Source organism: Mesorhizobium album, assembly GCF_033977205.1.
GTDB classification, from domain to species: Bacteria; Pseudomonadota; Alphaproteobacteria; order Rhizobiales; family Rhizobiaceae; genus Mesorhizobium; species Mesorhizobium album.
This window is the reverse complement of the sequence record NZ_JAVIIW010000004.1, coordinates 45,888-63,455: the sequence shown is the minus strand read 5'-3', so window position 1 is coordinate 63,455 and position 17,568 is coordinate 45,888. Positions and strand designations below refer to the sequence as shown.

The window sequence follows — 17,568 nt, the reverse complement described above, 5'->3', positions numbered from 1 at the left end:
TTTTAGGAACGGCCGAAAACCAGCGACACATTCCCGCCGGCATGGCGTTCGAGCCGTCCGGCGAGGTCGAGTTCAAGCAGGACCATCGCAATCTGCGCGGCGCCCAAGCCCGTGTGGCGGATGATCTCGTCGACGGCGACCGGCGGCGGGCCGAGCGCTTCCAGCACGTCGGCGCGCTCGTCCTCGCCGGGCGGCGGCATCGACGACAGGTCGGGTTCTTCGGCCAGCGGCGCGGTTCTTGGCGGGCGAGTGCCGGCCAGCGGCGCCAGCGCGCCCAGGATGTCGCTTGCTTCGGTGACGAGCGTCGCGCCGTCCTTGAGCAGGGCGTTGCTGCCGGCGGCGCGCGGGTCGAGCGGTGAGCCCGGCACTGCGAAGACCAGCCGGCCCATTTCGTTGGCGAGCCTGGCGCTGATCAGCGAGCCGGAGCGCTGCGCCGCCTCGACCACGGCCAGCCCGACCGCCATGCCGGCGACCAGCCGGTTGCGGCGCGGAAAATCCTGCGCGCGCGGCTGCCAGCCGAACGGCATTTCCGAAACGATGGCGCCGCCGCGCTCGGCGATCTCCTCGCACAGACCTGCATTCTCGGGCGGGTAGGGCACATCGAGGCCGCCGGCCAGCACGCCGATGGTGCCGGTCGACAAACTGCCCTGATGCGCCGCAGTGTCGATGCCGCGCGCCAGGCCTGACACGATGGCGTAGCCGTCGCGGCCGAGGTCCTGCGCCAGCATGCGCGCCATCTTGATGCCGGCGAGCGAGGCGTTGCGGGCACCGACGATCGCAACCGCCGGCAGACGGAATACCGCGCCTTCGCCTTTCACAGCCAGCAGCGGCGGCGGGTTGTCCATGGTCTTCAGCAAAGGGGGATAGTCGGCCTCGCCGATGCCGACGAAGCGGGCTCCGGCGCGCCGGGCGGCTTCCAGCTCCGCCTCTGCCTCTGCGATGGAGGGAATGCGGGCGATGCGGTTGGCACCGCCCGAGATCATCAGTTCGGGCAGCATTTCGAGCGCGGCTTCGGCCGAGCCGAAGCGATTGATCAGCTCGCGAAACGAGGCGGGGCCGACATTCGGTGTGCGGATCAGGCGAAGCCAGGCAAGCCGCTGCCGGTCGCTGAGGCGCGGGCCGGCGGCGGGCGCGCTCATCCTTTCGCCCCGATCTTGTCCTCGGTGCCGGCGAGTAGCCGCGAGATGTTGGCGCGATGCTTGATGAAGACGATCACGCTCATCAGCGCGAACAGACCGGCGATCTGGGGCGTGCTGATGAAATAGAGCGCGATCGGCACGATCACCGCCGCCGCCAGGGCGGCCAGGGAGGAGTAGCGGAACAGAAAGGCCGTGGCGAGCCAGACCACGGCGAAGACAAGCATACCTTGCCAGGAAAGGCCGAGCAGCACACCGAGATAGGTGGCGACGCCCTTGCCGCCCTTGAAGCCGAGCCAGACCGGAAAAAGATGGCCGAGGAAAGCGCCGAAGCCGGCAAGCAAAGCGAATTCCGGGGCGAAGCGGCTGGCGATCAGCACGGCGGCCGTACCCTTCAGCGCGTCAAGCAAGAGCGTCGCGGCGGCAAGCCCCTTATTGCCGGTGCGCAGCACATTGGTCGCGCCGATATTGCCGGAGCCGATCTGGCGCACATCGCCGAGACCGGCCGCGCGGGTGATCAAGAGCCCAAACGGGATCGAGCCGAGCAGGTACCCGAAGATGAGCGCGAGCAGGTAACCCATTGTTTCCCCCAAAGATAACCCTGTCTGGCTTCCGGGAAGTCTTAGAGATTCAGGTCAGGCCGGCTTCGCCTCAATCCCTACCCATCCCAGGCCGAAAACACTGTGCGGCCCGCAACCATTGTTTGCAAGACCTTGCCCTGCAGGCGCGCGCCCTCGAAGCAGGTGTTCTTGGAGCGCGAGCGCAGGCCGCTCTCGCTGACGATCCAGGGTTCGTCGAGATCGATCACGGCGAGATCGGCCAGCGCGCCCGGCTTCAGCGTGCCGCCCGGCAGGCCGAACAATCTTGCCGGCGCGGTCGAAAGCGGCTCGACCAGCCTGAGCAGCGGCACGTCGCCATTGTGGTAAAGCCGCAGGGCCGCGCCAAGAAGCGTCTCCAGACCGATCGCGCCGGCAGCGGCATCGGCGAAGGGCAGGCGCTTGGTGTCGACATCCTGCGGGTCATGCGAGGAGACGATGATGTCGATGGTTCCGTCCTTGATCGCCTCGACCATCGCCAGCCGGTCGTCCTCCGCTCGCAAGGGCGGCGTCAGCCGGAAGAAGGTGCGGTACTCGCCGACATCGTTCTCGTTGAGCGACAGATTGTGGATGGCGACGCCCGCCGTGACATTGGCGCCGTCCGCCTTTGCCCGGCTCACTGCCCCGACCGCCATCGCCGTCGAGATCTTGGCCGCGTGATAGGCGCCGCCTGTCAGCCGCGCCAGCGCCAAGTCACGCTCCAGCGGGATGAGCTCGGCCTCGCGCGGAATGCCCGACAGGCCAAGCCAACTCGCATATAGGCCTTCGTTCATCACACCCGCCGCGGCAAGGTCGGCATCCTGCGTCTCATGCGCGATGACGCCGCCGAAATCGCGCGCATAGGTCAGCGCCCGGCGCATCACCAGCGCATTGGCGATCGTGTGGCGGCCATCGGTGAAGGCGACCGCGCCGGCCTCGCGCAGCAGGCCGAACTCGGTCATCTCGCGGCCGTCGAGGCCCTTGGTGATCGCCGCCGCCGGAAAGATGTTGACGTTTGCCGTGTCCTTTGCCGTACGCAGCACAAATTCGACCAGCGCCACATTGTCGATCACCGGGTTGGTGTCGGGCATCATGACGATGGAGGTGACGCCGCCGGCGGCCGCAGCGACGCTTGCCGAGGCGATGGTCTCGCGATGCTCGCCGCCGGGTTCGCCGATGAAGACGCGCGCATCGACAAGGCCCGGAACAATCGTCTTGCCTGCGCAGTCGATGACGACAGCGCCTTCAGGCACGCCCTGGTTCAACGCCGCCTTGCCGGCGGCGGCGATCCTGCGGCCGTCGACGATGACGGCGCCGATCTCATCGACGCCGCGCGACGGGTCGACGATATGCGCCTTGCTGAAGACCGTCACGCTCATGCGCCGCGTCCCTCATGATTGCGACGCGGGTCGAGTAGCGCTTCCATCACCGCCATGCGCACGGCCACACCCATCTCGACCTGTTCCTGGATGACGCTTTGTGGCCCGTCGGCGATTTCCGAGGCGATCTCGACGCCGCGGTTCATCGGTCCCGGATGCATGACCAGCGCATCGCCTTTCGCTGCCTTGAGCTTTTCGGCATCGAGGCCGAAATAGCGGAAATATTCGCGGATCGAAGGCACGAAGGCGCCTTCCATGCGCTCGCGCTGCAGGCGCAGCATCATCACCACGTCGGCGTCCTTGAGCCCCTCCGCCATCGAGCGCGCCACGATCACGCCCATCCTGTCGATCCCGGCAGGCAGCAGCGTCGAGGGCGCGACAACCCGCACCTGCGCGCCCAGCGCGTTCAAGAGCATGATGTTGGAGCGGGCGACGCGCGAATGCAGGATATCGCCGCAGATCGCCACGATCAGCTTCGACAGCGGCCCTTTGGCTCGGCGGATGGTCAGCGCGTCGAGCAGCGCTTGCGTCGGATGCTCATGCGCGCCATCGCCGGCATTGACTACCGAGCAGCCGACCTTCTGGGCCAGAAGCGCCGCCGCGCCGGCCGACTGGTGGCGGATGATCAGGATGTCCGGGCGCATAGCGTTGAGCGTCATGGCGGTGTCGATCAGCGTCTCGCCCTTCTTCACCGAGGAACTCGCGACCGACATGTTCATCACGTCGGCGCCGAGCCTTTTCCCCGCGAGCTCGAAGGACGACTGCGTGCGGGTCGAGGCCTCGTAGAAGAGATTGATCTGGGTGCGGCCGCGCAGCGTCGAGGTCTTCTTCTCCGGCTGCCGCGAGATCGACACGGCCCGGTCGGCGCGGTCGAGCAAAAGCTCGATATCGGCCGGGGAAAGATCGCGGATGCCCAGAAGATGGCGGTGGGGAAAGAGCGGCAGGGACGAAGCGTCGGTCATCTCAAGGCGCTGCTATAGGGTGCGGTCCGGCCTGCCGCAAGCGCCAGCTTTGGATTGCGGGCTTTCTCCCCGGTATTTTCGTCGCGCGCCTTATGTTGCTTGGGCTATAAGGCCCGATGGCTTCGGATTCGCGACCGCGGCCTCGAGATGGTAAGGACCTCTCTGCCAATTGAAGGATTGGGCGTGACCGACGACGTGATCAACCAGCCGCCGCCATTGACGGGCGGCAATGCATGGCGGGGCGATCCGTTGCTCATCCAGCTTGCCGAGCGTTTTTCCGATCCGGTGCGCAAGGATCTCGACGGGCTCGGCCGCTTCGTCATGACGCAGGAGGCGCAGGAGCTTGCCCGCCTCGCCAACACCGACACACCGAAGCTCAGGACGCATGACCGTCAGGGCCGGCGTATCGACTTCGTCGAGTTTCATCCCGCCTATCACGCGCTCATGCGGCGCTCGGTGGCCAACGGGCTGCATTCCTCGGTCTGGGAAAATGGCGACGCCGAGATCGGCCGGCGCCATCAGGTGAGGGCGGCGCGCTTCTACCTGACCGCGGAGCTGGAGACCGGGCATCTTTGCCCCATCACCATGACCAGCGCTTCGCTGGCGGCACTGATGGCGAGCCCGAAACTGTTCCGCGAATGGGCGCCGCGCGTGACGACGCGCAAATACGATCAGACCCAGAAGCCGCCAGTGCAGAAAACCGGGCTCACCCTCGGCATGGGCATGACCGAGAAGCAGGGCGGCACCGATGTGCGCGCCAACATCACAAAAGCCGAGCGTGCAGGAAACGGCTTCTACCGGCTCACCGGCCATAAATGGTTCATGTCGGCGCCGATGTCCGACGCCTTCCTGGCGCTTGCCCAGGCGCCGGAAGGCCTCTCCTGCTTCCTCGTTCCGCGCATCCTGGGCGACGGTTCCGGCAATGGCTTCCGTTTCCAGCGCCTGAAGGACAAGCTCGGCAACCGTTCCAACGCCTCGTCGGAAGTCGAGTTCGTCAACGCCATAGGCGAGATGGTCGGCGAGCCCGGCGCCGGCATCAAGACGATCATGGACATGGTCACGCTGACCAGGCTCGATTGCGCGGTCGCCTCGTCGGCGATCATGCGGGCAGGGCTGGCCGAGGCCGTCCACCACAGCCGCTATCGCCAGGTGTTCGGCACAAATCTGATCGACCAGCCGCTGATGCAGCGGGTGCTGGCCGACATGGCGCTCGATGTCGCCGCCGCGACGGCACTGTCGTTCCGCCTGGCGCGCTCCTTCGACGAGGCGGCGAGCGATCGCGGCGAGGCTGCCTTTGCCCGCGCCATGACGCCGGTGGTCAAATACTGGGTCTGCAAGATCGCGCCCGGGCTGCTCTACGAGGCCATGGAGTGCCTGGGCGGCAACGGCTATGTCGAGGAAGCGCCGCTCGCGCGCTACTACCGCGAGGCTCCGGTCAACGCCATCTGGGAAGGCTCGGGCAATGTCATGGCGCTTGACGTGCTGAGGGTACTTGGGCGCGCGCCCGGCTTGTTCGAGGAGGTGCTGGCCGGCATCGACCGCGACCTTGGCACCGGCGGCCGCGGCACCATCGGCGTCCTCAAGGCGGCAATGCAGGTTGCTTCGACCGATGAGGGCTCGGCGCGCCTGTTAACCGAGCAGCTTGCGCTGTCGGCGGCCGCGGCGGAGCTGCGCCGCTTGGGGGCAGGGCGGATCGCCGACGCCTTCGTCGAAACCCGGCTTGGCGGCCAGTGGCGCACCACCTACGGCATGCTCGATTCGCGCCATGACGCGCGCATGATCATCGACACGCTCTATCCGCCGCTGACCTGAGCACGTCTAAAACGCGTTCCGTCGCCACCTGTGGATCGTCGTTAACCTTAACAAATGGTTTCCGTTGCGGGGACTGTTTGTAAAGCCCACTCTCTGCCCGCTGGAGTAGGGAAGGGTTAACCATGACCCGCCTGCGCTCCACCAGGCAGGAAGCGCATGCGGCACGTGTTGACATCATTTCTGGCCTTGCATTGGGCGGTCGTCTTCGCCCTGCTTGCCTACATCTGCATGGATGGCAATCGCGGCATCGCGTCGGCGCTGGGCGTGCTCGGCGTATCGGTGCAAAGCAGCCGTTTTCCGGGTCTCGAGCACGCTCTGGTCGTGGCGCCGCTGTCGATCGCGCTGCTGATCGTCGCGCTGCTATTCTGCTGGGCCTTTGTCGAAACGCTGCTCAACATCGCGACAAGGCCGGATGCCGGCGATGCAGTTGTACGGATCGCTTTCATCTGCGCCTCTTTCCTGCTTTCCGTCATCCTCGTCGGCGGCGCCGCGCAAGGCATCAACGGGCTGTTCATGGTCGTCGCCATCCAGATGACGGCGCTGCTGGCCTCTTACGTCGCGGTGCTCGCCGAGCGACGCTCAGCTGTCGCCGCAATGACCTTGCATGAGAGCGACGCCCGCCTGGCGGCTCACCGCCTGGCGACGGGTGCCGCGCACAGCTCGCTGCTTTCCCGCATCTACGGAAATCCCAAAACGAGGCCCGGAGGCCGTCGCTGATGCGCGCTCTATTCGCATTCTGGGCGGCTCCGCTGATCCTGTTCTGGGGCTGGTTCTTCCTGTCGCTCAACGACATCAATTTCGGCTACGTCATGCTGAGCCGCCAGCTGCACGACCTGGTCTTCCAGCTCTACGGCCAGATGCTAGGCATCGATCCGGCGATCATCCCGGGCATGGTCGCGAAGGCCTGCGTGTCCGACAGTTTCCTGCTCGCTGGACTGGTGGCTTTCCGCCGCCGGCGCCAGATCGCCGAATGGATCAGGCAGCGCCGCGAGGGCCCGGTCAGTCCCGAGCGGCTCGGCCGAGCGACTGAAGCCGGTCCAACGCTCCCTGCAGAATAAAGGCTGCCGCCGCCGAATCGATCTTGCCGGCGCGCTTCTTGCGCGAGAAATCCATCTCGATCAGCGTCCGTTCCGCGGCGACCGTCGACAGTCGCTCGTCCCATAGCACGAAGGGCAGGTCGGACAAGGTCGCCATATTGCGCGCGAAGGCGCGCGATTTCTGCGCGCGCGGCCCTTCGGATCCGTCCATGTTGACGGGAAGGCCAAGCACGACCGCGCCGACATTGTCCTTCTCGAGCTGCGCAAGCAGCTGGGCGGCGTCGATCGAGAACTTCCTGCGCAGGATGACCGGGCGCGGATGAGCGAAGGACAGGCCCCGGTCCGACACCGCCACACCGATCGTCTTGTCGCCGAGATCGAGGCCGGCGAGCGTGCGGCCGCCCGCGAGCCGTGCCGGCAATTCCTCGATGCCGATGATGCTCAATGGCTCTCCCTGGTCTTCCGCTGCGCGGCTTTTTGATAGGCCGCTGGACTTTCAATTTGCCGTCGGCGTTCTATCCTTTGACAATGAGAAAAGGAACGCATTCATGAAACTGACCTGGTACGGCCATTCGGCATTCCGCATCGAGACCAAGGACGCCGCCATCCTCATCGACCCGTATCTGGTCGGCAATCCGTCCTGGAAGAGCGGTTGGGAGGGGCCGGCGGAGGGAGTGACGCATGTTCTCCTGACCCACGGCCACAACGACCATGTCAGCGGTTCGATCGAGGTGCTGAAGAAGAGCGGCGCCATGCTGATCGCCAATTTCGAGGTCTGCATGTATCTCGTCGGCCAGGGCGTCAGCGACAAGAAGATCAATCCCGGCAATATCGGCGGCACCGTCGATTGCGGTCCCTTCACCACCACTTTCGTCCAGGCGCTGCACTCTTCCTCGTTCGGCGGCCAGGGCGGCACCAACACCTATCTCGGCAATCCGGGCGGACTCGTGCTGCATTTCCCGCAGGACAAGACGCTCTACCACATGGGCGACACCGACATCTTTTCCGACATGGGGCTGATCAACGAGCTGCACGAGCCGAAGATCGGCATCGTGCCGATCGGCGACCGCTTCACCATGGGGGGCGCTGTAGCGGCCCTTGCCTGCCGCCGCTTTTTCAGCTTCGACACGGTCGTTCCCTGCCATTTCGGCACCTTTCCGATCATCGACCAGACCGCCGACAAGTTCGTGGCCGGCATGGAAGGATCCGGCGTCAAGGTGGCGTTGCCGGAGATCGGCAAGCCGATCACGATCTGAGCCGGGGCTCCCCTAAAGCGCGTCGCGATCTTTCAGATTCGCTCCATGCTCTGCGAGCTTTTGATTTTACGCATGTCTTTGTTCCGAAACCGGTTCCCACTTTCGGGAGACATGCTCCAGGCGGCGCCGGAGCTATCCGCAGTCGATTGGGTTCAACATGATCGATGTTGCGCCGCAAGCGCGGCGCCGCTATAGCCCGCACTGGTTTTCCCGAGGCGATAGATATGTCCGTTGATCTTCAGACCGTGAAGCGCGTCGCGCACCTTGCCCGCATTGCGGTGAGCGAGGAGGATGCCGAACGCATGACCGGCGAGCTGAACGCCATCCTCGGCTTCGTCGAGCAACTGAACGAGGTCGACGTGACCGGCGTCGAGCCAATGACCTCGGTCACGCCGATGGAGATGAAGAAGCGCCAGGACATCGTCGCCGACGGTAACAAGGCGGCCGACATTGTCGCCAACGCGCCGGCCACGGACGAGAACTTCTTCCTCGTTCCCAAGGTTGTGGAGTAGGCCACGATGGCCGTTGAGATCGCCGTCGAGACGCCCTTGCAGGACGACGTGCGTGCGCTCATCGCGGAGCTCAACGCAACGCTGCTCGAGCTGACGCCGCCTGAACATTGCTACCATCTGACCGTCGAGCAGATGGCCGGCAAGGACACTACCGTGTTCATTGCTCGCGAAAATGGCCTTGCCGTCGGCTGCGGCGCACTGAAACGCCACGACGGCGAGGTCGGCGAGGTCAAGCGCATGTACACGCGGCCCTCGCATCGCGGCCAGAAGATCGGCGCGCAGATCGTCCAACGGGTCGAGGCGCTGGCGCGGCAGGAGGGGCTGACACGCCTGGTTCTCGAAACCGGCGACCGCCATCCCGCCGCCTGGACCGTCTATGAGCGCGCCGGATTCTCGCGTTGCGGACCGGTGCTGGATTATCCCGACTCCACGTGGTCGGTGTTTTACGAAAAGAGCCTTGCCTGATGAGCGACCTCACACATCTCACCATTTCCGAGGCCCGCGCCAAGCTGCGCGGCAAGGAAATCTCTGCCGCCGAGATCACGGAAGCCTACCTCTCGGCGATCGAGCGCGCCAATCCAGTGCTCAATGCCTATGTCACCGTCACCGCCGACAAGGCGCGCGATATGGCCAAGGCGTCCGACGCCAAGCTTGCCCTGGGCGAGGGCGGGGCGCTCGAAGGCATTCCGCTCGGCATCAAGGACCTGTTCGCCACCGAAGGCGTTCACACCCAGGCCTGCAGCCACGTGCTGGACGGCTTCAAGCCGCGCTACGAATCGACCGTCACCGCCAATCTCTGGGCTGACGGCGCCGTCATGCTCGGCAAGCTCAACATGGACGAGTTCGCCATGGGCTCGTCCAACGAGACGTCCTATTACGGCCCGGTCATCAACCCCTGGCGGCGTTCGCGCCTCGACACTGTGGTAATGCCGACGACGCATCAGGGTGACGGCGGCTTCGTCTCGGCCGGCGGCGCAAAGACCGCGCGTACCTTGGACAATGCCCAACTAGTGCCCGGTGGCTCTTCTGGCGGATCGGCTTCGGCTGTCGCGGCCTTCCTCTGCGCCGGCGCCACCGCGACCGATACCGGCGGCTCGATCCGCCAGCCCGCCGCCTTCACCGGCACGGTCGGCATCAAGCCGACCTACGGCCGCTGCTCGCGCTGGGGCGTGGTTGCTTTCGCTTCCTCGCTCGACCAGGCCGGGCCGATTGCGCGCGACGTGCGCGACGCCGCGATCCTGTTGAAGTCGATGGCGTCGTCCGACCCGAAGGACACGACCTCGGTCGACCGGCCGGTGCCGGATTACGAAGCGGTGATCGGCAAGCCGATCAGGGGCATGAAGGTCGGCATTCCGAAGGAATACCGCGTCGACGGCATGCCGGAAGACATCGAGGCGCTGTGGCAGAAGGGTATTGCCTGGCTGAAGGACGCCGGCGCGGATATCGTGGACATCTCGCTGCCGCATACCAAATACGCGCTGCCGGCCTATTACATCGTGGCGCCCGCCGAAGCCTCGTCCAACCTCGCCCGCTATGACGGCGTGCGCTACGGGTTGCGCGTGCCCGGCAAGGACATCGTCGATATGTATGAGAAGACACGCGCCGCCGGTTTCGGCCGCGAGGTCAAGCGCCGCATCATGATCGGCACCTATGTGCTGTCGGCCGGTTATTACGACGCCTACTACCTGCAGGCGCAGAAGGTGCGCACGCTGATCAAGCGCGACTTCGAGAATGTCTTTGCCGCCGGCGTCGACGTCATCCTGACGCCTGCGACGCCGTCGGCCGCTTTCGGCGTCGCCGACGAGGACATGGCCTCCGATCCGGTGAAAATGTATCTCAACGACATCTTCACCGTGACTGTGAACATGGCCGGCCTGCCCGGCATTTCGGTGCCCGCCGGCCTCGACGGCAAGGGTCTGCCGCTCGGCCTGCAGCTCATAGGACGGCCGTTCGATGAGGAAACGCTGTTCCAGACCGCGCATGTCATCGAGCAGGCGGCGGGCAGGTTCCAGCCGGAAAAGTGGTGGTAGGATCATCCCTCATCTGAAAGGGGGTGAGGGATGTTCTACTATCGTTCCAAGATCCTCTGGTTCTTCATCCAGCCGCTCAACCTGGCGATCTTCCTGCTGCTTGCCGGCTTGCTGGCGGCGCTCTTCGGCCGCCGGCGGCTCGCTGCCAGCGGCAGTGTGCTCGCCTTCCTGATCCTTGCCCTTTCGGCCTGGACCTCGCTTGGCGCGATGATGCTCAATCCATTGGAAGAGCGCTTCCCCAAGCCGCCGATGCCGCAGAAGGTGGACGGCATCGTCGTGCTCGGCGGCGGCTTCGAGGGCGCCATCAACCTCGCGCGCGGCGGCTACGAGCTGAACAGCGGCGGCGACCGCATGGTAGAGACGGCGATCCTCGCCCGGCGCTTCCCACAAGCGAAGGTGGTCGTCTCCGGCGGCAATGGCGAGCTTTTCCTCGACGGCGAGGGCGATGCCGACACCGCGCCGCGGTTGCTCACCGCCCTGGGTGTTTCAGCGGATCGCCTGGTTCTCGAGAACAAGTCGCGCAACACCTATGAGAATGCCGTCTTCTCCCGGCGGCTGGTTGAACCGAAGCCCGCCGAGACATGGCTGCTGGTGACGTCTGCCTTCCATATGCCGCGCGCCAAGGCACTGTTCGACAAGGCGGGCTTCCCGACGGTTCCGTGGCCGGTTGACTACCGCACATCAGGCCGCGAAGGCATCGGCTTTTACCGCGACAACCCGGCCGACGCGCTGCAGGCGACGACAATGGCGATCCGCGAATGGATCGGGCTTTTCGCCTATTGGCTTTCAGGCCGCATCGATCAGCCTTTCCCGGCACCGGGCGGCTGACCGAGCACCGCTTGCCGCGCCGCCGAGAAGAACTGGCGCCGAACCAGCACGGCAAGCAGCACCAGCGTCGAAAGCACGAACACCACCGGGTCGACGAACCAGCCGAGATAGCCGATCGAGAAGAAGACGGCTCGCAGGCCGGAATTGAAGTGCTTACCGGCAAGCACGTTCATGCGGGTCGCGCGCCACACTGCCGCCTCGCTGACGGGATTGCGCGAGGCTGCGCCGTGCGGGATCGGCACGGCGCCGATGAGGATCGAGCAGTAGTTGAACAGCCGATAGGCCCAGCCGAACTTGAAGAAGGCGAAGGCGAGGATCAGCACCAGGCCGAACACCTTGGTCTGGAAGGCTTCGCGCGACGAGGCCGCGCCAAACGGCAGGTCGGCCAGCACCTGGAGCACGCGATCGGAAGCGCCGAGCAGGGCGAAGCAGCCGCCGAGCGCGATCAGCGAGCTCGAAGCGAAGAAGGCGGTGCCTTGCTGCAGGCCGTTCATGATGGCGGTGTCGACGATGCGCACCTCGCGCTCCGCCATGTTGCGCATCCAGGCCTCGCGCTGGGCGTTCATCGCGGTCGTCAGCGACACGCGGCTGACGAGCTTGCCGTCCGAGGCGAGCGTGTGCAGCACCCAGACGACCAGGAAGAAGGCCAGCGCCACCAGATCGGCCGCCGAAAGATGGATGGAATCGCCCATGCCTGCCTTTTACCACGGCCCGGGTGGCGCTTCGACGCATCTCGATGTCGCTGGCGGAGCAAACAAGGTCGGCTGACGCTGCGACGCGACACGCAAAACAGCGGAAACATCGTAGCAAATTCCTATATGTAGATTTTCGGCAGGCTTCAGGAGACGACAGCCCCGTGTTCCTTTCGGTTTTTGACCTGTTCAAGATCGGCATCGGCCCATCGAGCTCGCATACGATGGGGCCGATGACGGCCGCGCGCCGCTTCCTCGACGAGATCTTCGCCGGCGACTGGCCGCGCCCTGCCGGCGTCAAGGTCGATCGAATCGGCGCCAGCCTGCACGGCTCGCTCGCCTATACCGGCATCGGCCACGGCTCGGACCGCGCCGTCATCCTCGGCCTTGCCGGCGAGCTGCCGCAGACGGTCGATCCGGATGCGGCGGATGGCATCGTTGCCCGAATCGGAGCGGAGAAGCGAATTTCGCCGCCCGGACATCCGACCTATCGCTTCGATCCCGCCAGCGACCTCGTCCTCGACCGCAAAACGCCGCTGACCGGCCACGCCAACGGCATGGCGTTCTATGCCTATGACGCATCCGACAGGCTGCTGCTGAAGCGCATCTATTATTCGATCGGCGGCGGCTTCGTCGTTTCCGAGGAAGAATTGCAACGCATGAAGGCCAAGGGTTCCGTGACGACGGAAGGCAAGAAGGTGCCGTACCCCTTCAAGAACGCCGTCGAGATGCTGAAGATGGCGGCCAAGAGCGGGCTTTCGATCGCCGAGATGAAGCGCGCCAACGAGGAAAAGCACATGTCGCGCGAAGAGCTCGACGCCGGCCTCGACGCGATCTGGAGCGCCATGAAGGGCTGCATCGATCGTGGCCTATCGCAGGACGGCGTCATGCCGGGCGGGCTGAAAGTACGTCGCCGCGCGCGCCAGTTGCACGACAAGCTGCAGGAACAGTGGCAGCAGAACCGGCCCAATCCCTTGCTCGCCAATGACTGGCTGTCGATCTACGCCATGGCGGTCAACGAGGAGAACGCCGCCGGCGGACGCGTGGTGACGGCCCCGACCAACGGTGCCGCCGGAACGCTGCCGGCGGTGCTGCGCTACTGGCTGCATTTTCATCCGGAAGCCGACCAGCCGAGCATCCGCGACTTCCTGCTGACGGCTGCGGCCGTCGGCGGCATCATCAAGTCCAACGCCTCGATTTCCGGCGCCGAGGTCGGCTGCCAGGGCGAAGTGGGCTCCGCCTCGGCGATGGCGGCGGCGGGCCTTTGCGCCGTCATGGGCGGCACGCCGGAGCAGGTCGAGAATGCCGCCGAGATCGCGCTGGAGCACCATCTCGGCATGACCTGCGATCCGGTCGGCGGCCTCGTGCAGGTGCCGTGCATCGAGCGCAATGCGCTCGGCGCGGTCAAAGCGGTCACCGCCGCCTCGCTCGCCATCAAGGGCGACGGCACGCATTTCGTGCCGCTCGATGCTGCGATCGAAACCATGCGCCAGACCGGCCTCGACATGAACGAGAAGTACAAGGAAACCAGCCTCGGCGGGTTGGCCGTCAACGTCGTCGAGTGCTGAAGATGCTACGTTTTTCTCACCAGTGCATTCGGGTTGCCGAGGCAATCGAGACGGCCGCCCTGGCCTCATAATCGGGCAGGCATCGGCCTGTGCATAACCTCGCCCGGCGTTGAACGCCTTGGTGGCAATCGCTAGATTGCAGGCATGTCTCTCAATCTCATCAAGCTCTGTGTCGGCTGCGGCAGCGTCGAGGATCTGGAAGAGTGGATTGCCTTCCGTCTCGACGAGCGCCGCCGCGCCGGCGAGCCGGCCGAGCACTGGCACACCACGCGCATGGTGCCGACGCGCGGCGACGAGATCACCGACGGCGGCTCGCTTTATTGGGTGATCAAGGGCAACGTGCAGTGTCGGCAGCTGATCACCGAGATCCGGCCTTTCGTCGACGGCGAGGGCATCGGCCGCTGCCATCTGGTCCTCGATCCCGAAGTGGTGCGCACCGATTGGCAGCCGCGCCGCGCCTTCCAGGGCTGGCGCTATCTCAAGCCTTCCGACGCTCCGGCCGATCTCGGAAAGGGCAAGGCCGCTCTGGCCGAGATGCCGCCGAAACTGCGAATGGAGCTTGCCGAGCTCGGCCTGCTCTAACTCAGCACCGCACTGTCACTTGGCCACTGGCCTCTCTGCTCGTCCAATGTGGGACTTGCAAGCACGGCAACTGCACCCCATCCTGATTACAGGCGCAATCATCCGGATGATGCAAACCGATGGGCGTGATCATCGCGTTGGCGGCCCTGCTGCTGGTGCTTTTCGGCGCCGCCACAATCTTCGTGCGCGCCGACGCCGCCAGGATGGCGGACAATCTCAGGACGCTTGGACCTGCGCTGCTGGGCCTGATCGGCGCGGCGATGCTCGTGGTCGGCCGCAGCGGCATCGGCGGCCTGCTGATGGTAGCGGCGGCTGGCTGGTATGCCTGGATGAGGGCGAGACGGCCGCCGGCGAAAACTGTCGAGGCCAGGCGCCCGACCGTGCGCACCGCTGCTCTCGAAATGGACCTCGACAACGGCAGCGGCAAGCTCGATGGGTTCGTTCTGGCCGGCCGCTATGAAGGCAAGATGCTCGGCGCAATGGGGATCGCGGACCTGCAGCAGCTCTATGCCGAGCTGCGCCCCGACCCGGAGAGCCGCCAGCTCTTAGAGACGTATCTTGACGGCCGTTTTCCCGTCTGGCGCAAGGACGCGCAGCCGGACAGTGGCGAAGGGCTGGGTGTTGCGCCAGGTGCGGGCGCCATGACTAAGGAGGAGGCCTACAAGATCCTTGGTCTTGAAGCGGGGGCTGCCGCGGCGGATATCCGCAAGGCGCACCGCCGCCTGATGCAGCGCCTGAACGCCGATGTCGGCGGCACCTCTGTCCTGGCGGCGCGAATCAATGAAGCCAAGGACGTCTTGCTCTCCAATCACGACTAGTCTCCTTCGACGCTGAACCTTCCGGGAGATTTCAAAAGCCGCCTATTGCTGGACGGCGTAGCACGAGATTTTCTTTCGCTTCAGGGCATCGCAGGCCTTCCAGGCGGCGTCCTTCGACCCAAACCCGCCGAAGCGGGCGCGGTAGTAAGTGACGCCGCCCTTATCGAACGCGACCGTGAAGCCCTCGGCGTCCGCCAGGACCTTCGGGGCCTGCTTGCTCGTCTTGTCGAGGAGGGCCTGAGCTCCCGACTGCGTGGGCGAGGAGGCGACCTGCACCACCCATCCAGAAGGCACCGACGAGGTCTTGACCGGATCGACGGCCGGCGCAGCGGCCGGAGCCGGCTCGGCGTAGGCGGCGACGGTCTGGGATGTGGTTTCGGTCTGTGGCGGGGTCTCGGTCTGTGATGTTGTTTCCTGTGGCACGGGCGCCGGAGCCATGGCGGCCACCGCAACCGTCTTCACCTTCCTGACCTGGATCACCGGCTTGGTCTCCTCGGCGACCGGAGCGCTGTCGTCGGCCGAGGCGACGGCGGTATCGTCGACAGCCGGCTTTTCATCCGGGGTCGGGGCGTCATGCTTCGGCAGGAAGACCTTTGCCAAGGAGATCGGGCTATCGCCGCCCGCCTTGGCGATCAGATTGCCGCCGCCGCGGGTCGAGGTGCGCGGCAGATAGGTGTTGATCAGCGAGGCCATCTGGTTGTCGCGGCTGCGGCCGGAAGCGCCGCCCATCACCACGGCGACGAGACGACGGTCGCCATCGGCGACGGAGGAAACCAGGTTGTAGCCGGAAGCGCGCGTGTAGCCAGTCTTGATGCCGTCGACGCCCTTGATGCGGCCGAGCAGGCGGTTATGGCCGTTGATGCGTTGGCGGCCGTAAAGGAATGAGCGCTGCGAGAAATAGCCGTAATACTGCGGGAAATGCTCGCGGAGCGCGATGCCGAGCATCGCCATGTCATGCGCGGTGGTGAACTGACCGGGGTCCGGCAGGCCGTTGGCGTTGCGGAAGACGGTGCCGTTCATGCCGAGCTGGCGCGCCTTGGCCGTCATCATGCGGGCGAAATTGTCTTCACTGCCGCCGAGCAGTTCGCCCAGCGCGGCCGCCGAGTCGTTGGCCGACTTCGTCACCATCGACAGGATCGCGGTCTCGACCGACACCGAGCCGCCGGCGCGAACGCCGAGCTTGGTCGCCGGCATTGCCGCCGCATGGGCCGAAAACGGTACCGGCGTGTTCTTGCTGATCCTGCCCTTCGCCAGCGCCTCGAAGGTGAGGTAGAGCGTCATCATCTTGGTGAGCGAGGCGGGATAGCGCCGGCCGTTGGCGTCGGCGGAATAGAGAACCTTGCCGGTCTTGGCATCGACGACGATGGCCGCGGACTTCGCGGCAAAAGCCGAGGCGACATCGGCGGCGGCAATCGTCACCGCGAGCGCGGCGATCATGATTGCCTTGAAAGTGAATGAAGATCTGGAGACGAAGCCCGACAACGCCTGACGCACCGCTATTTACCCTGAATTTTCGTTGCCCCGGAGGCGGCTGAGGGAGTGCCTGCCTCACTTCCGGCCAAGCTATCGCGGTCAGCGTTACCAATCCGTTTATGGTAACCGCGCCGTTCACCATTTTCCGGCGATTTGAGCCTCTGTTTATTCGAATTTTAGCCGCTGCTGCTGTCCAGACCCCTTGCGGCTCAAGGGAGTCTTGACTTTTGTGCAGTGCACAATATATTGAGGTGCATTGCACAAGGGCGCCCGGGGCTAATGGGCGTTTCAAACCAAGGGAAGTGTGAAATGACCCAGACCTATGAGGACTTCACGAAATTCGGCAAGGAGTTTGCCGACACCGGGCTGAAGAGCTTCGCCTCGCTCACCAAGGGCGCGCAGGCGATCGCCACCGAGGCCGGCGAATACACCAAGAAGAGCTTCGAGGCCGGCAGCGCCGCCTTCGAGAAGCTGTTCTCGGCCAAGTCGATCGAGAAGGCCATCGAGATCCAGACCGACTACGCCAAGCAGAGCTACGAGAGCTTCGTGGCCGAGGCCAGCAAGATCGGCAACCTCTATGCCGAGCTCGCCAAGGAAGCCTACAAGCCCTTCGAATCGGTCGTCGCCAAGGCGAAGTAATTTCGTCGGATCACATCCGACACGGCCAGCCGGCCTGCAGAAAGGACCCGGTCGCGCAAGCGCGGCCGGGTTTTTTCATGCGCGGCCGCAACCGCCCGGGCTTTGCCGCATTCACGATTGAGAAATTCGCTGAAGTTTGGCCACCTAGCCATATTGTCAGCTAAACAGAAGGGCTTAAAATCGTTCATCGAAGACCTACATGTTGAACTCGCATGAGGATTCGAAAAGGCAGGACTACGTGACGATCGGTTTGACTGCCACGGCGGGCG

General features: G+C 65.0%; 19 protein-coding genes. 12 read left to right on the top strand and 7 right to left on the bottom strand.

Going from position 1 to position 17,568, the window contains the following annotated elements; translation table 11 throughout:
- Window positions 1–2: 2 nt before the first annotated feature.
- The 4 genes from dprA to RFN28_RS04765 all read right to left on the bottom strand — a co-directional run bounded on the left by dprA (window position 3) and on the right by RFN28_RS04765 (window position 4,052).
- Window positions 3–1,139, bottom strand: coding sequence for a DNA-processing protein DprA (gene dprA, locus RFN28_RS04780; RefSeq protein ID WP_320286229.1), 1,137 nt, complete (start codon window positions 1,137–1,139; stop codon window positions 3–5).
- Window positions 1,136–1,717, bottom strand: a complete 582-nt coding sequence (gene plsY, locus RFN28_RS04775; protein ID WP_320286228.1) for a glycerol-3-phosphate 1-O-acyltransferase PlsY — start codon at window positions 1,715–1,717, stop codon at window positions 1,136–1,138. Before plsY ends, dprA begins: the two co-directional genes overlap by 4 nt.
- A gap of 77 nt (window positions 1,718–1,794) precedes the next feature.
- Window positions 1,795–3,090 carry a dihydroorotase gene (locus tag RFN28_RS04770; RefSeq protein WP_320286227.1) on the bottom strand — a complete coding sequence of 432 codons (1,296 nt, stop codon included), beginning with the start codon at window positions 3,088–3,090 and terminating at the stop codon, window positions 1,795–1,797.
- Entirely contained in the window at window positions 3,087–4,052 is a 966-nt protein-coding gene (locus RFN28_RS04765) for an aspartate carbamoyltransferase catalytic subunit (protein ID WP_320286226.1), read from the bottom strand. Before RFN28_RS04765 ends, RFN28_RS04770 begins: the two co-directional genes overlap by 4 nt.
- Before the next feature lie 183 nt (window positions 4,053–4,235).
- Here RFN28_RS04765 and RFN28_RS04760 point away from each other — a divergent pair, with 183 nt between their 5' ends.
- From RFN28_RS04760 to RFN28_RS04750, 3 genes are all read left to right on the top strand, one after another.
- Window positions 4,236–5,864, top strand: coding sequence for a DNA alkylation response protein (locus tag RFN28_RS04760; protein WP_320286225.1), 1,629 nt, complete (start codon window positions 4,236–4,238; stop codon window positions 5,862–5,864).
- A gap of 156 nt (window positions 5,865–6,020) precedes the next feature.
- The gene (locus RFN28_RS04755) at window positions 6,021–6,581 is read left to right on the top strand and encodes a hypothetical protein (protein ID WP_320286224.1); all 561 of its coding nucleotides are present in this window, start codon (window positions 6,021–6,023) and stop codon (window positions 6,579–6,581) included.
- On the top strand, window positions 6,581–6,922 hold the full coding sequence (locus RFN28_RS04750) for a DUF6105 family protein (RefSeq protein ID WP_320286223.1): 342 nt from the start codon (window positions 6,581–6,583) through the stop codon (window positions 6,920–6,922). Before RFN28_RS04755 ends, RFN28_RS04750 begins: the two co-directional genes overlap by 1 nt.
- Here RFN28_RS04750 and ruvX read toward each other — a convergent pair.
- Window positions 6,864–7,346 (bottom strand): Holliday junction resolvase RuvX, encoded by a 483-nt coding sequence (ruvX, locus tag RFN28_RS04745; RefSeq protein ID WP_320286222.1) that lies wholly within the window; start codon window positions 7,344–7,346, stop codon window positions 6,864–6,866. The two genes, RFN28_RS04750 and ruvX, sit on opposite strands and share 59 nt — an antisense overlap.
- A 103-nt stretch (window positions 7,347–7,449) precedes the next feature.
- On the opposite strand from ruvX, the gene RFN28_RS04740 reads away from it, so the two are divergent.
- From RFN28_RS04740 to RFN28_RS04720, 5 genes are all read left to right on the top strand, one after another.
- Window positions 7,450–8,157, top strand: a complete 708-nt coding sequence (locus tag RFN28_RS04740) for a metal-dependent hydrolase (protein WP_320286221.1) — start codon at window positions 7,450–7,452, stop codon at window positions 8,155–8,157.
- 224 nt (window positions 8,158–8,381) lie between these two features.
- Complete coding sequence (gene gatC / locus RFN28_RS04735) at window positions 8,382–8,669, top strand: Asp-tRNA(Asn)/Glu-tRNA(Gln) amidotransferase subunit GatC (RefSeq protein WP_320286220.1); 288 nt, start codon at window positions 8,382–8,384, stop codon at window positions 8,667–8,669.
- 6 nt (window positions 8,670–8,675) lie between these two features.
- Complete coding sequence (locus RFN28_RS04730; protein WP_320286219.1) at window positions 8,676–9,134, top strand: GNAT family N-acetyltransferase; 459 nt, start codon at window positions 8,676–8,678, stop codon at window positions 9,132–9,134.
- Window positions 9,134–10,699 carry an amidase gene (locus RFN28_RS04725; RefSeq protein WP_320286218.1) on the top strand — a complete coding sequence of 522 codons (1,566 nt, stop codon included), beginning with the start codon at window positions 9,134–9,136 and terminating at the stop codon, window positions 10,697–10,699. The genes RFN28_RS04730 and RFN28_RS04725 overlap by 1 nt, the downstream gene beginning before the upstream one ends.
- Window positions 10,700–10,729: 30 nt before the next feature.
- On the top strand, window positions 10,730–11,527 hold the full coding sequence (locus RFN28_RS04720; protein ID WP_320286217.1) for a YdcF family protein: 798 nt from the start codon (window positions 10,730–10,732) through the stop codon (window positions 11,525–11,527).
- Here RFN28_RS04720 and RFN28_RS04715 read toward each other — a convergent pair.
- Window positions 11,500–12,219: a DUF599 domain-containing protein gene (locus tag RFN28_RS04715; protein WP_320286216.1), complete on the bottom strand. Its 720-nt coding sequence runs from the start codon at window positions 12,217–12,219 to the stop codon at window positions 11,500–11,502. The genes RFN28_RS04720 and RFN28_RS04715 overlap by 28 nt on opposite strands.
- 164 nt (window positions 12,220–12,383) lie before the next feature.
- Here RFN28_RS04715 and RFN28_RS04710 point away from each other — a divergent pair, with 164 nt between their 5' ends.
- The 3 genes from RFN28_RS04710 (at window position 12,384) to RFN28_RS04700 (ending at window position 15,187) form a co-directional block, all read left to right on the top strand.
- Window positions 12,384–13,787 (top strand): L-serine ammonia-lyase, encoded by a 1,404-nt coding sequence (locus RFN28_RS04710; RefSeq protein WP_320286215.1) that lies wholly within the window; start codon window positions 12,384–12,386, stop codon window positions 13,785–13,787.
- Window positions 13,788–13,931: 144 nt separating this feature from the next.
- Window positions 13,932–14,369 carry a DUF1489 family protein gene (locus RFN28_RS04705; protein ID WP_320286214.1) on the top strand — a complete coding sequence of 146 codons (438 nt, stop codon included), beginning with the start codon at window positions 13,932–13,934 and terminating at the stop codon, window positions 14,367–14,369.
- A gap of 119 nt (window positions 14,370–14,488) precedes the next feature.
- Window positions 14,489–15,187, top strand: a complete 699-nt coding sequence (locus RFN28_RS04700) for a J domain-containing protein (protein WP_320286213.1) — start codon at window positions 14,489–14,491, stop codon at window positions 15,185–15,187.
- 42 nt (window positions 15,188–15,229) lie between these two features.
- Here RFN28_RS04700 and RFN28_RS04695 read toward each other — a convergent pair whose 3' ends face one another.
- A complete protein-coding gene (locus RFN28_RS04695) occupies window positions 15,230–16,681 on the bottom strand; it encodes an SPOR domain-containing protein (RefSeq protein ID WP_320286212.1) in 1,452 nt (483 codons plus the stop codon).
- 288 nt (window positions 16,682–16,969) lie between these two features.
- Here RFN28_RS04695 and RFN28_RS04690 point away from each other — a divergent pair, with 288 nt between their 5' ends.
- The gene (locus RFN28_RS04690; RefSeq protein ID WP_320286211.1) at window positions 16,970–17,299 is read left to right on the top strand and encodes a phasin family protein; all 330 of its coding nucleotides are present in this window, start codon (window positions 16,970–16,972) and stop codon (window positions 17,297–17,299) included.
- The last annotated feature ends 269 nt before the right edge of the window (window positions 17,300–17,568 follow it).

Coding starts and splice junctions, on each gene's coding strand:
- RFN28_RS04700 (WP_320286213.1), top strand. CDS start 14,489: ATGGGCGTGATCATCGCGTTGGCGGCCCTGCTGCTGGTGCTTTTCGGC.
- RFN28_RS04770 (WP_320286227.1), bottom strand. CDS start 3,090: ATGAGCGTGACGGTCTTCAGCAAGGCGCATATCGTCGACCCGTCGCGC.
- plsY (WP_320286228.1), bottom strand. CDS start 1,717: ATGGGTTACCTGCTCGCGCTCATCTTCGGGTACCTGCTCGGCTCGATC.
- RFN28_RS04730 (WP_320286219.1), top strand. CDS start 8,676: ATGGCCGTTGAGATCGCCGTCGAGACGCCCTTGCAGGACGACGTGCGT.
- RFN28_RS04725 (WP_320286218.1), top strand. CDS start 9,134: ATGAGCGACCTCACACATCTCACCATTTCCGAGGCCCGCGCCAAGCTG.
- RFN28_RS04720 (WP_320286217.1), top strand. CDS start 10,730: ATGTTCTACTATCGTTCCAAGATCCTCTGGTTCTTCATCCAGCCGCTC.
- RFN28_RS04690 (WP_320286211.1), top strand. CDS start 16,970: ATGACCCAGACCTATGAGGACTTCACGAAATTCGGCAAGGAGTTTGCC.
- dprA (WP_320286229.1), bottom strand. CDS start 1,139: ATGAGCGCGCCCGCCGCCGGCCCGCGCCTCAGCGACCGGCAGCGGCTT.
- RFN28_RS04750 (WP_320286223.1), top strand. CDS start 6,581: ATGCGCGCTCTATTCGCATTCTGGGCGGCTCCGCTGATCCTGTTCTGG.
- RFN28_RS04715 (WP_320286216.1), bottom strand. CDS start 12,219: ATGGGCGATTCCATCCATCTTTCGGCGGCCGATCTGGTGGCGCTGGCC.
- RFN28_RS04705 (WP_320286214.1), top strand. CDS start 13,932: ATGTCTCTCAATCTCATCAAGCTCTGTGTCGGCTGCGGCAGCGTCGAG.
- RFN28_RS04740 (WP_320286221.1), top strand. CDS start 7,450: ATGAAACTGACCTGGTACGGCCATTCGGCATTCCGCATCGAGACCAAG.
- RFN28_RS04765 (WP_320286226.1), bottom strand. CDS start 4,052: ATGACCGACGCTTCGTCCCTGCCGCTCTTTCCCCACCGCCATCTTCTG.
- RFN28_RS04755 (WP_320286224.1), top strand. CDS start 6,021: ATGCGGCACGTGTTGACATCATTTCTGGCCTTGCATTGGGCGGTCGTC.
- gatC (WP_320286220.1), top strand. CDS start 8,382: ATGTCCGTTGATCTTCAGACCGTGAAGCGCGTCGCGCACCTTGCCCGC.